The sequence below is a fragment of the Burkholderia pyrrocinia genome (assembly GCF_001028665.1).
GTDB lineage: Bacteria > Pseudomonadota > Gammaproteobacteria > Burkholderiales > Burkholderiaceae > Burkholderia > Burkholderia pyrrocinia.
The window spans coordinates 1103736-1115267 of sequence record NZ_CP011503.1 but is presented as its reverse complement, the minus strand read 5'-3'; the positions used below and the strand labels follow the sequence as shown (position 1 = coordinate 1115267).

13 protein-coding genes are annotated in these 11532 nt (G+C 68.9%); 9 read left to right on the top strand and 4 right to left on the bottom strand.

Annotation, left to right across the window (positions count from 1 at the left end):
* Position 1: 1 nt before the first annotated feature.
* The 4 genes from ABD05_RS05180 to flgA all read right to left on the bottom strand — a co-directional run bounded on the left by ABD05_RS05180 (position 2) and on the right by flgA (position 3756).
* Positions 2-1345, bottom strand: coding sequence for an SGNH/GDSL hydrolase family protein (locus tag ABD05_RS05180; RefSeq protein WP_053059926.1), 1344 nt, complete (start codon positions 1343-1345; stop codon positions 2-4).
* Between the two features lie 174 nt (positions 1346-1519).
* Entirely contained in the window at positions 1520-1960 is a 441-nt protein-coding gene (locus tag ABD05_RS05175) for a flagella synthesis protein FlgN (protein WP_047899246.1), read from the bottom strand.
* Between the two features lie 76 nt (positions 1961-2036).
* The gene (gene flgM / locus ABD05_RS05170) at positions 2037-2363 is read right to left on the bottom strand and encodes a flagellar biosynthesis anti-sigma factor FlgM (RefSeq protein ID WP_047899245.1); all 327 of its coding nucleotides are present in this window, start codon (positions 2361-2363) and stop codon (positions 2037-2039) included.
* A 118-nt stretch (positions 2364-2481) separates the two neighbouring features.
* Positions 2482-3756, bottom strand: coding sequence for a flagellar basal body P-ring formation chaperone FlgA (flgA, locus tag ABD05_RS05165; RefSeq protein WP_047899244.1), 1275 nt, complete (start codon positions 3754-3756; stop codon positions 2482-2484).
* A gap of 204 nt (positions 3757-3960) precedes the next feature.
* Here flgA and flgB point away from each other — a divergent pair, with 204 nt between their 5' ends.
* The 9 genes from flgB to flgJ all read left to right on the top strand — a co-directional run bounded on the left by flgB (position 3961) and on the right by flgJ (position 11519).
* On the top strand, positions 3961-4449 hold the full coding sequence (gene flgB, locus ABD05_RS05160; RefSeq protein ID WP_047899243.1) for a flagellar basal body rod protein FlgB: 489 nt from the start codon (positions 3961-3963) through the stop codon (positions 4447-4449).
* A 42-nt stretch (positions 4450-4491) separates the two neighbouring features.
* The gene (flgC, locus tag ABD05_RS05155; RefSeq protein ID WP_006485701.1) at positions 4492-4917 is read left to right on the top strand and encodes a flagellar basal body rod protein FlgC; all 426 of its coding nucleotides are present in this window, start codon (positions 4492-4494) and stop codon (positions 4915-4917) included.
* A 73-nt stretch (positions 4918-4990) separates the two neighbouring features.
* Positions 4991-5740 (top strand): flagellar hook assembly protein FlgD, encoded by a 750-nt coding sequence (locus ABD05_RS05150; protein WP_047899242.1) that lies wholly within the window; start codon positions 4991-4993, stop codon positions 5738-5740.
* A 27-nt stretch (positions 5741-5767) separates the two neighbouring features.
* Entirely contained in the window at positions 5768-7009 is a 1242-nt protein-coding gene (gene flgE / locus ABD05_RS05145; protein WP_047899241.1) for a flagellar hook protein FlgE, read from the top strand.
* Positions 7010-7028: 19 nt separating this feature from the next.
* On the top strand, positions 7029-7787 hold the full coding sequence (gene flgF / locus ABD05_RS05140; protein ID WP_047899240.1) for a flagellar basal-body rod protein FlgF: 759 nt from the start codon (positions 7029-7031) through the stop codon (positions 7785-7787).
* Positions 7788-7848: 61 nt separating this feature from the next.
* Positions 7849-8637, top strand: coding sequence for a flagellar basal-body rod protein FlgG (gene flgG, locus ABD05_RS05135; protein ID WP_047899239.1), 789 nt, complete (start codon positions 7849-7851; stop codon positions 8635-8637).
* 21 nt (positions 8638-8658) lie between these two features.
* The gene (flgH, locus tag ABD05_RS05130; protein WP_047899238.1) at positions 8659-9348 is read left to right on the top strand and encodes a flagellar basal body L-ring protein FlgH; all 690 of its coding nucleotides are present in this window, start codon (positions 8659-8661) and stop codon (positions 9346-9348) included.
* A gap of 5 nt (positions 9349-9353) precedes the next feature.
* Positions 9354-10532, top strand: coding sequence for a flagellar basal body P-ring protein FlgI (locus ABD05_RS05125; RefSeq protein WP_047901085.1), 1179 nt, complete (start codon positions 9354-9356; stop codon positions 10530-10532).
* A complete protein-coding gene (flgJ, locus tag ABD05_RS05120) occupies positions 10533-11519 on the top strand; it encodes a flagellar assembly peptidoglycan hydrolase FlgJ (protein WP_047899237.1) in 987 nt (328 codons plus the stop codon).
* The last annotated feature ends 13 nt before the right edge of the window (positions 11520-11532 follow it).

The window sequence follows — 11532 nt, the reverse complement described above, 5'->3', positions numbered from 1 at the left end:
TTCAATCCAGCAACCGCGCGCGCACGAACGGCGCGATCCGCTCGGCGAGCCACGCGTGCGTGCGCGTCGTCGGGTGCAGCGTGTCCCAGAACACGAAGCGCGCCGGGTCGCGGCAGTCCGCGCGCGGCGTCTGCGCGGCCAGGTAGGTGAACGACGACGGCTTCGGGATGTCGAGGCACGACCGCTTCGCATCGTCGAAGCCGTATTGCGCGGGGTGGCTCAGCAGATCGTCGAACGGCGCGTACGCGTCGAACACCTCGAGCCGCAGCGTCGCGCCGTAGCGGGCGCGCACCGCGGCGGCCGCGTCGGCGAGCCGCCGGTTGTAGTCCCTGACCTGCGCGGCGACGCTGGCGGTGTCGGTGCGCGTCGCGAACACCGGCGCGCGCGACACGTCCGGCAGCGTGACGAGCAGGATGCGCGTCGCGCCGGCCGCGGCGAGCCGCTCGAGGCTGTCCCGCACCGCGTTTGCCGCCTGCTCGGGCGTGCGGCCGTAGTTCACGAGATCGTTGCCGCCCGCGAACACCGCGAACAGCGTATTGGCGGGCCGGTAGTCCGGCGCGCGATCCATGTATTCGCGCCAGGAGTCGACCTCCTGCACGAGGCCCGGCACGACGAGGTGCTGGTCGGTCGCCGCACCGCCGATCGCCCAGTTGTAGAACGGCAGCCGCAGCGCGTTCGCGACGTATTCGGCCCACACCGGCCCGTTGCTGAAGCGTCCGGCGTGCCAGCTCGTGCCGTTCGGCAGCTTCCACTGGCTCGCGTTGAACATGTTCTGGGTGTCGGACAGGCTGTCGCCGAACACGATCAGCTTGTTGACCCGCGCGTCCTGCTGCGCGGAATCGATGGTCCAGACCGTGTAGTTGAACGACAGCGCGTTGTTCGCCGCGACCGCCTGCGTCAGGTTCGCGCGGATGCCGCGCGCGGCGAGCGTCTTGCGGCAGACGTCGGCGAGCGTGTCCTGCGCCGTCGCGCTGTAGAACATGTTCTTCCACTGCGTGACGCCGTCCGCCCACCAGTAGCCGGGAACGCGATACCAGTCGCCGCCCGCCGGATCGCGCGCCCATTCATAGGTCGCCTCGGGCTTGAGCGGATCGTCGCTGATCCGGTACCAGCAGCGCAGGTAGGTGTAGGTGTCGCTGCCGCGCGACGCGGCGCGCGGCGCTGCGCCGGGCGGGGCGGAAGCCGGCGTCGCGAGCGGGCCGGCCGGCGACAGCGTCATGTCGCCGGTCGGCGTCGGCAGCGGGGCCGGGGCGGCCGGCGCGAGCGACGCGGTGAACGTCAGCGCGGCGCCGAGCGTGGCGATGGCGGCCACGCGGCGCGCGGATTCAAAACGGGAATGATGCATCGATGCCCTCCGATCTGTTGTTGTTGGATCAGGCAGCGCGGCTGCGCTGCCGCGTATCGGGGGGACATATGCGCCGGACTGGAGTCCGGTCTTTCGAAGCGGAATTCAGGGTGAGGCGGGTGAAGCGGGTGAGGCGGATGAAGCGGCGGGCGGACTACCGACCGCCGCGCGACGTCAGCGCATCAGCGCCGACACGCGCCCGTCGGGGCCGTAGACGCCGGCCGGCGCCGGGGCCGAGCGCAGCACCGCGAGCGCGCGCTCGTTGTAGTCCATCCGGATCCGGATCAGCATCCCGTTGTTCGCGTTGGCCTGGCGCGCGCGTTCGGCGGCCTGCTGCAGCAACTGCCAGCGGCCGGCGAGGCGTGCATCGCGCTCGGCGGCCTGGTCCATCCCTTTCTTGCCCGGCGCAAAGCCGAGCGCGGACAACTGCGTGTCGCGCGTGCGCTCGAGCTGCGCGAGCCGGTCGATCAGCGCGCTCTTCTTCTCGACGATCCCGGGCAGCATCTCGAGCGGCTCCGGCGTCGTCAGCGCTTTTTCTTCATACGCGAGCAGGGACGCGAACGCCTCGACCGTCGCGTGTTCGTCGTTGACCGTGGCCAGCAGCTCTTCTCTCATCGCGTCATGCTCGTCGCGCCGGCGCGCGTGGTGCGGTGCGCCGGCAAACCGGGGGACCGGCCGCGAGGCGGCCGGCTCAGCTGCCCGGGCGCTGCTGCTGCAGCAGCTCGCGGGCGGTATTCAATACGCCGTCGGCAATCTTGTTCGCGTCGATCGTCAGCGTGCCGTTGTTCAGCGCTTCCTTGATCGACTCGACCAGGCCCGTGTCGATATCGGCGTTGCCGGATGCGGATGCCGAGCGCAACTGGCCGGACAGACCCGACAGGTTCACGGTCGTGTCGCCGCCGGTCGATCCTGCATCGGCCGCCTGCGCGGACGACTGGGCCGTGCCGGATTGCGCACGGGTCGCGCCGTTGCCGGTCGGCGCGAGGGGGCTCGGGTTCGGAGTGGAATCGATCTTCACGATGGGTTTCCTGTACGGTTTGACCCAGATAACGGCCGGGTCGGCCCGAACTTTAGCATCGTGAGCCCGAAATTCTCCGAATAAACAATTCTTTGCAATCTTGCAGCGGTATCAGGCCCTACAGCGGAATTTCCACGGTGCCGGCGTCCTTGACGATCGCCGTGACGATCTGGCCCGCCGCCATCCGCACCCGCACCGACTGGCCGGGCGCCGCATTCGCGAGCACGCTGCCTTCGGCCGAAATCGTGAAACCGGGGCCGGCCGCGACGACTCGCACCGTCTGGCCGGCCGACACCGACGCAGCGCTCTTCAGCATGTCCTGCCGCAGCGGCAGCCCGGCCGAGATGCGCGCGAGCGCGGTCGAGCCGATCGCCTGCGCCGGATCGGTGATCACCGCGAGCGGCATTACCGTCAGGTCGCCGTCGCGCGCGACCAGGTCGGCCGCGCTCAGCGGCGCGCCGGGCGCGATCTGGCGCGCGGCGACGTAATAGGTGGCCTGCACGGCGACCTTCGCCTGCAGGTAGACGGTCCACGGCCGCTCGCCCGCGCAGCGCACGCCGACCGTCGTGCGGCCCCACAGGCGCGCGCCGGTCGGCAGGAACGGCTCGAGCGTCGTGCACGCGGCGAGCCCGCGCGGAAACGCGGTCGTGACCGTCGCGGTGGTCTTGCCGGGCAGGCCCGCGATCTGCTGCTGCAGGAATGCGAGGGCCGTGCGCCGGATCGCGTCAGGGTCCTGCTGGCCGGGCGGCGTCGCGGGCTGGGCCGCGGGGGCCGCCTGGGCCGGGTTGGCGGAAGCCACCGGCGCGCGCGGCGCCGGCGCGGCTGACGCGGTGCGAGCCGCCGCCATGCGCGCGGCGACTGCCGGCGGCGCCGGCCGCGCGGGATTCGACGCGGGCTCCGCCGTACCGGCGACGACCATCGCGATGGCGTTGGGATCGGCGGTGCGCGGCGCGCCGTAGGCGGCGTTCGCGCGAGCAGCTGTGTAGACGGAGGCCGGTGCGGCAGCCGGCGGCGGGACGTTCGTCACGATCATCGTGCCGGCCGGTTGCGCCGCATAGCCGGCAGTGGCGGCACCACCCGCACCGGCCGTACCACCCACTCCGGCAGCACCACCCACTCCGGCAGCACCACCCGCACCGGCCGCCGCACGTCCGGCGTCCGCCGCCGTGCCTGCACCCGAAACCATCCCCGCATTCCCGCCGAACTGCCCGCCGCTCGCCGCATTGGCGTGCGCAAGCGCGGTTTCGGCCGTTTCGCCGCGTCCGGGAATCACGATCATCCCGTCGTCCGCGTGCGCGGCCGGTGCGGCGATCCACAGCGCCACGGCGAGCGCAAACGCACGCCGGACGTGCGTGAGCCGCCCGTTCCTGCCGCGAAGTGCGCTGCCCGTCATCGCCGTGTCCTCGATCCGTTGATCCGATTCGCATTCTAGGGAGCCGGGCCGCCGCGCAAACGATGAATAGAGGGGGCCTTTGCCGCGTTATTCGCCCGATTGCCGGTTGCGTGCGACGCCTACCATCGCTGTCATGGAAAAAAGCCTCTCGGGTCGCCATCCGGTGCGAGGGGCGTGCAGCGCTTCATACGGAGAGACGCACACATGCTGGACAAACTCGATGCGGAATTCGCGTTCGGCCGACAGGCGCTCGACGTGCGCGCCTACCGGCAGGAACTGCTGTCGTCGAACATCGCGAACGCCGACACGCCCGGCTACCAGGCCCGCGACGTCGATTTCGCGTCGACGCTCGCGCGCTCGCTGAAGCAGACCAACGGCGGCCTCGCGCCGAGCAACGCCGCGCAGCTGCCGATGACGCAGCCGGCCGGCGTGACGAGCGGCATGTCGATGGTGTCGACGGCGCAGGGCCACATGGCCGGCACGGCGAAGCTGATCCCGACGGGCGGCCCGGCCGACGACTACGGCCGCGCGCAGTACCGGATGCCGCTGCAGCCGTCGCTCGACGGCAACACGGTCGATCTCGACGTCGAACGCGTGCAGTTCGCGAACAACGCGCTGCACTACGAAACCGGGATGACCGTGATGACCCAGCAGATCAAGGCCATGATCGCCGCGATCTCGACGAACTCGTAAGCGCGCCGCTTCCGAACCCGCGCACCAGTACAAGGAGCCTCCATGCCTTCGTTGATGAACATCTTCGGCGTCGCCGGTTCGGCGCTGTCCGCGCAATCGCAGCGCCTGAACGTCACCGCGTCGAACCTCGCGAACGCCGACAGCGCCACCGGCCCCGACGGCAAGCCGTACAAGGCCAAGCAGGTCGTGTTCGCGACCGACCCGATGGGCGGCGCGCGCACCGCGTCCGGCCAGGGCGTGGGCGGCGTGCGCGTGACGAAGGTGATGGACGACCCGTCGCCGATGAAGTCGACCTACGACCCGGCGAACCCGGCCGCCGACGCGAACGGCTACGTGCAGATGCCGAACGTCGACCCGGTGCAGGAGATGGTGAACATGATCTCGGCGTCGCGCTCGTACCAGGCCAACGTCGAGACGCTGAACACCGCGAAGACGCTGATGCTCAAGACGCTGACGATCGGCTCGTGAGCCGCGCGCCGACCGACCTTACAGACCCGACAGTTCTGATAGTTCCGATAGTTCCGACAGAAGGCCACCCAGGATGACATCCTCCAACACGACGATCGGCGGCAACGGCACGAACGTGTCGACCTTGCCGACCGACACGATGAACACCAACAAGGCGTCGTCGACCAACGGCACGTCGGCGAGCGACCTGCAGGCGACGTTCCTGAAGCTGCTCGTCACGCAGCTGCAGAACCAGGATCCGACGAGCCCGGTCGACAGCTCGCAGATGACGACGCAGCTCGCGCAGATCAACACGGTGAGCGGCATCGCGCAGCTGAACACGTCGCTCACGTCGCTGTCGACGCAGCTCACGGCCGGCCAGCAGACGCAGGCCGCGCTGCTGATCGGCTCGAACGTGCTCGCGCCGGGCAACAGCGTTGCGGTGAAGAGCGGCGCGGCGTCGCCGTTCGGCGTGTCGCTGGCGAACGACGTGTCGAACCTGACGATCACCGTGAAGAACAGCTCGGGCGCCGTCGTCAACACGATCAACGCGGGCAAGCAGTCGGCCGGCACCGTGCCGTTCAACTGGACGCCGACCGACGCGGCCGGCAATGCGCTGCCGGACGGCGCCTACACGGTCAGCGCGCAGTACACCGGTGCCGACGGCAAGACCTACGCGCCGACCGTGCTGGCGGCCGCGCAGGTGCAGAGCGTGATCAAGCAGGCCGACGGCACGGCGGGGCTCGTGTTGTCGAACGGTACGACGGTGGGGCTCACCCAGGTCGCGTCGATCTTCCCGAACGTCAAGACGTCGTCCTCGTCCGGCGGCACCACCACCAACTGATCGAGTTTTCTCGAAACGGAGACCGAAATGGGTTATCAGCAGGGTCTGAGCGGCCTCGCCGGCGCGTCGAACGCGCTCGACGTGATCGGCAACAACATCGCGAACGCGAACACGGTCGGCTTCAAGTCGAGCACCGCGCAGTTCGCCGACATGTACGCGAACTCGGTCGCGACGTCGGTCAACACGCAGATCGGCATCGGCACGTCGCTGAACTCGGTGCAGCAGCAGTTCGGCCAGGGCACGATCAATACGACGAACTCGTCGCTCGACGTCGCGATCAACGGCAACGGCTTCTTCCAGATGTCGAACAACGGCGTGACGACGTACTCGCGCGACGGCACGTTCCAGCGCGACAAGAACGGCTTCATCGTCGACTCGCAAGGCCGCAACCTGATGGGCTACGCGGCCGGCTCGGGCGGCGTGATCAACACCGCGCAGACCGTGCCGCTGCAGGCGCCGACGACCAACATCGCGCCGACCGCGACGACCAAGATCACCGGCCAGTTCAACCTGAACTCGCAGGACACGGTGCCGGTCAAGACGCCGTTCAGCGCGACCGACACCACGACGTACAACTACTCGACGTCGATCCAGGTGTACGACTCGCTCGGCGGCTCGCAGGCGGTCAACATGTACTTCGTGAAGTCGGCGGCCGGCACGTGGGAAGCGTACGCGGGCGTCCAGGGCGGCGCGACGACCGATCTCGGCACGGTCACGTTCAATTCGTCGGGCGCGATCCAGAGCACGACGCTGCCGGCCGCGGGCGGGCCGACCGCGTCGCTCGGCCAGTTCCAGTTCACCGTGCCGAACACCGACGGCTCGGCGACGCCGCAGAGCCTCACGCTCGACCTGACCGGCACGACGCAGTACGGCGGCAAGGACGGCGTGAACAACCTCGCGCAGAACGGCTACGCGAGCGGCACGCTGACGACCTACTCGATCGGCGCCGACGGCAAGCTGACCGGCAACTACTCGAACGGCCAGACCGCCGTGCTCGGCCTGATCGCGCTCGCGAACTTCAACAACCCGAACGGGCTGGTGAACCTCGGCGGCAACCAGTATGCGGAGTCCTCCGCATCGGGCGTGCCGCAGGTGTCCGCACCGGGCAGCACGAACCACGGCACGCTGCAGGGCAGCGCGCTCGAGAACTCGAACGTCGACCTCACGTCGCAGCTCGTCAACCTGATCACCGCGCAGCGCAACTACCAGGCGAACGCGCAGACGATCAAGACGCAGCAGACCGTCGACCAGACGCTCATCAACCTGTAAGCGCGGATAACCGGCAGCCATGGACCGACTGATCTACACGGCGATGACGGGCGCGTCGCAGTCGCTCGACCAGCAGGCGATCGTCGCGAACAACCTCGCGAACGCATCGACGACGGGCTTTCGCGCGCAGCTCGCGACGTATCGCGCCGTGCCGATGAATTTCGGCGACGGCAGCAACATCGACCCGACGACGACGCGCACCTACGTGCTCGCGTCGACGCCCGGCGCGGACTACGCGCCGGGTCCGATCACGCGCACCGGCAATCCGCTCGACGTCGCCGTGCAGGGCGCCGGCTGGCTGTCGGTGCAGACGGCCGACGGCAGCGAGGCGTACACGCGCGCCGGCAACCTGCACGTCGACCAGAACGGCCAGCTCGTCAACGCGAGCAACCTGCCGGTGATCGGCAACGGCGGCCCGATTTCGGTGCCGCCGAACGCGGAAGTGACGATCGGCAAGGACGGCACCGTTTCCGCGCTGATGCCGGGCGACCCGCCGACGGCGGTCGCGATCGTCGACCAGATGAAGCTCGTCAATCCCGATCCGGCCACGCTCACGCGCGGCAACGACGGGTTGTTCCGCACCGCCGACGGCAATCCGGCCGACGCCGACACGAACGTGGTCGTCACGCCGAATTCGCTCGAAGGCAGCAACGTCAACCCGGTGACCGCGATGGTCGCGATGATCGACAACGCGCGCGCGTTCCAGCTTCAGTCGAAGCTGATCCAGACGGCCGACCAGAACGAGCAGACGGCGAACCAGCTGCTCAACTTCAGCTGAGCGCCCGCGCCAGTCAACTTCAACTGAGCGCCTACGCCAGCCCACGCAGGAGATCTTACAAGTGAACCGTTCGCTCTACATCGCCGCCACCGGCATGAATGCGCAGCAGGCGCAGATGGACGTGATTTCGAACAACCTCGCGAACACCAGCACGAACGGCTTCAAGGCGTCGCGCGCGGTGTTCGAGGATCTGCTTTACCAGACGATCCGCCAGCCCGGCGCGAACTCGACGCAGCAGACCGAGCTGCCGTCGGGCCTGCAGCTCGGCACCGGCGTGCAGCAGGTCGCGACCGAGCGCCTGTACACGCAGGGCGGCCTCACGCAGACCGGCAACTCGAAGGACGTCGCGATCAACGGCGCGGGCTTCTTCCAGGTGCTGATGCCGGACGGCACGAACGCATACACGCGCGACGGCTCGTTCCAGACCAACGCGCAGGGCCAGCTCGTCACGTCGAGCGGCTACCAGGTGCTGCCGGCGATCACCGTGCCGCAGAACGCGCAGTCGCTGACGATCGGCAAGGACGGTGTCGTGTCGGTCACGCAGCCGGGCTCCGGCAACGCGGTGCAGATCGGCTCGCTGCAGATCGCGACCTTCATCAACCCGACCGGCCTCGAGGCGCGCGGCGAGAACCTGTTCTCCGAGACCACGTCGTCGGGCGCGCCCAACGTGTCGCAGCCGGGGCTGAACGGCGCGGGCGTGCTCAACCAGGGTTATGTCGAAGCGTCGAACGTGAACGTCGTGCAGGAGCTCGTCAACATGATCCAGACGCAGCGTGCCTACGAGATCAACAGCAAGGCCGTGACGACGTCCGACCAGATGCTGCAGACCGTCACGCAGATGAAGACCTAACCGGAACACCCCGTCGTCGCCATGAAGCAGGTTCGCCTCCCCTCGTCAGCCACCGTCCGCGCCGCATGCGCGGTCGCGGTGGCGGCGCTCGCCGGTTGCGCGCAGATCCCGCGCGATCCGATCATCCAGCAGCCGATGACGGCGCCGCCGCCAGCGCCGATGTCGATGCAGGCGCCCGGCTCGATCTACAACCCCGGCTACGCGGGGCGGCCGCTCTTCGAGGATCAGCGGCCGCGCAACACCGGCGACATCCTGACGATCGTGATCGCGGAAAACATCAACGCGACCAAATCGTCGGGCGCGAACACGAACCGGCAGGGCAATACCAACTTCGACGTGCCGACGGCCGGCTTCCTCGGCGGGCTGTTCGCGAAGGCGAACCTGTCGGCGACCGGCAACAACAAGTTCGCGGCGACGGGCGGCGCGAGCGCGGCGAACACGTTCAACGGCACGATCACGGTGACCGTCACCAACGTGCTGCCGAACGGCAACCTCGTGGTCAGCGGCGAGAAGCAGATGCTGATCAACCAGGGCAACGAATTCGTGCGCTTCTCGGGCGTCGTCAACCCGAACACGATCTCGGGCGCGAACTCCGTCTTCTCGACGCAGGTCGCCGACGCGCGGATCGAATACTCGGCGAAGGGCTACATCAACGAAGCCGAGACGATGGGCTGGCTGCAGCGCTTCTTCCTCAACATCTCGCCGTGGTGATGACGATGCAGACGACCCTGTTCGACCGCCTGTCGTCCCGCGCGCAAGGCTTCGCGCGGTTCGCCGTCGCGTTCGCGGCCGCGGCCTGCGTGTTCGGCGCGGCGCCCGCGCACGCGGAACGCCTGAAGGATCTCGCGCAGATCCAGGGCGTGCGCGACAACCCGCTGATCGGCTATGGCCTCGTCGTCGGTCTCGACGGCACGGGCGACCAGACGATGCAGACGCCGTTCACGACGCAGACGCTCGCGAACATGCTCGCGAACCTCGGCATCTCGATCAACAACGGCTCGGCCAACGGCGGCCCGTCGTCGCTGAACAACATGCAGCTGAAGAACGTCGCGGCCGTGATGGTGACCGCCACGCTGCCGCCGTTCGCGCGGCCCGGCGAGGCGCTCGACGTGACCGTGTCGTCGCTCGGCAACGCCAAGAGCCTGCGCGGCGGCACGCTGCTGCTCACGCCGCTGAAGGGCGCGGACGGGCAGGTGTACGCGCTCGCGCAGGGCAACATGGCGGTCGGCGGCGCGGGTGCCAGCGCGAACGGCAGCCGCGTGCAGGTGAACCAGCTCGCGGCCGGCCGGATCGTCGGCGGCGCGATCGTCGAGCGTTCGGTGCCGAACGCGATCGCGCAGATGAACGGCGTGCTGCAGCTGCAGCTGAACGACATGGACTACGGCACCGCGCAGCGGATCGTGTCCGCGGTCAATTCGAGCTTCGGCCCGGGCACCGCGACCGCGCTCGACGGCCGCACGATCCAGCTCGCGGCGCCGGCCGACTCGGCGCAGCAGGTCGCGTTCATGGCGCGGCTGCAGAACCTCGACGTGAGCCCGGACAAGGCCGCGGCGAAGGTGATCCTGAACGCGCGCACCGGCTCGATCGTGATGAACCAGATGGTCACGTTGCAGAGCTGCGCGGTCGCGCACGGCAACCTGTCGGTCATCGTCAACACGCAACCGGTCGTGTCGCAGCCGGGGCCGTTCTCGAACGGGCAGACGGTGGTGGCGCAGCAGTCGCAGATCCAGCTGAAGCAGGACAACGGCGCGCTGAAGATGGTGACAGCCGGCGCGAATCTCGCCGACGTCGTGAAGGCGCTGAACACGCTCGGCGCGACGCCGGCGGACCTGATGTCGATCCTGCAGGCGATGAAGGCGGCCGGCGCGTTGCGCGCCGACCTGGAGGTCATCTAAATGGCAGCGAACCTTTCTAACGCGAACGACCTCACGCAGCGCTTCGCGCTCGACGTGCAGGGTTTCGACGCGCTGCGCGCGCAGGCGAAGCAGTCGCCGCAGGCCGGCGCGAAGGCCGTCGCGGGCCAGTTCGACGCGATGTTCACGCAGATGATGCTCAAGAGCATGCGCGACGCGTCGCCCGACGGCGGATTGTTCGATTCGCATACGTCGAAGATGTACACGTCGATGCTCGACCAGCAGCTCGCACAGCAGATGTCGACGCGCGGGATCGGCGTCGCCGACGCGCTGATGAAGCAACTGCTGCGCAATGCGGGGCAGGGCGCGGGCAGCGACTCGGCGGCCGACGTCGGCGCGGCCGGCTTGGGCGCCGGCGGCCTCGGCACGGCCGGCAATGAAGGCAGCCTCGCCGCGATGAACGCGATGGCACGTGCGTATGCGAACGCGGCCGGGAACAACGGCGGGCTCGCCGGCGCGCGCGGCTATTCGGCCGGCAGTGCGCTGACGCCGCCGCTGAAGGGCGCGAGCGGCGCGCCGGACGCCGACGCGTTCGTCGACCGGCTCGCTGCACCGGCGCAGGCCGCGAGCGCGACCACGGGCATCCCGGCGCGTTTCATCGTCGGCCAGGCCGCGCTCGAATCGGGCTGGGGCAAGCGCGAGATCCGCGCGGCCGACGGCTCGACCAGCTACAACGTGTTCGGCATCAAGGCGAACAAGGGCTGGACGGGCCGCACGGTGTCGGCGCTGACGACCGAGTACGTGAACGGCACGCCGCGCCGCGTGGTCGCGAAATTCCGAGCGTACGACTCGTACGAGCACGCGATGACCGATTACGCGAACCTGCTGAAGAACAATCCGCGCTACTCGGGCGTGCTGAGCGCGAGCCGCAGCGTCGAAGGCTTCGCGCACGGGATGCAGAAGGCCGGTTACGCGACCGACCCCAACTACGCGAAGAAGCTGATCTCGATCATGCAGCAGATCGGCTGACGGGCCAGGGCCA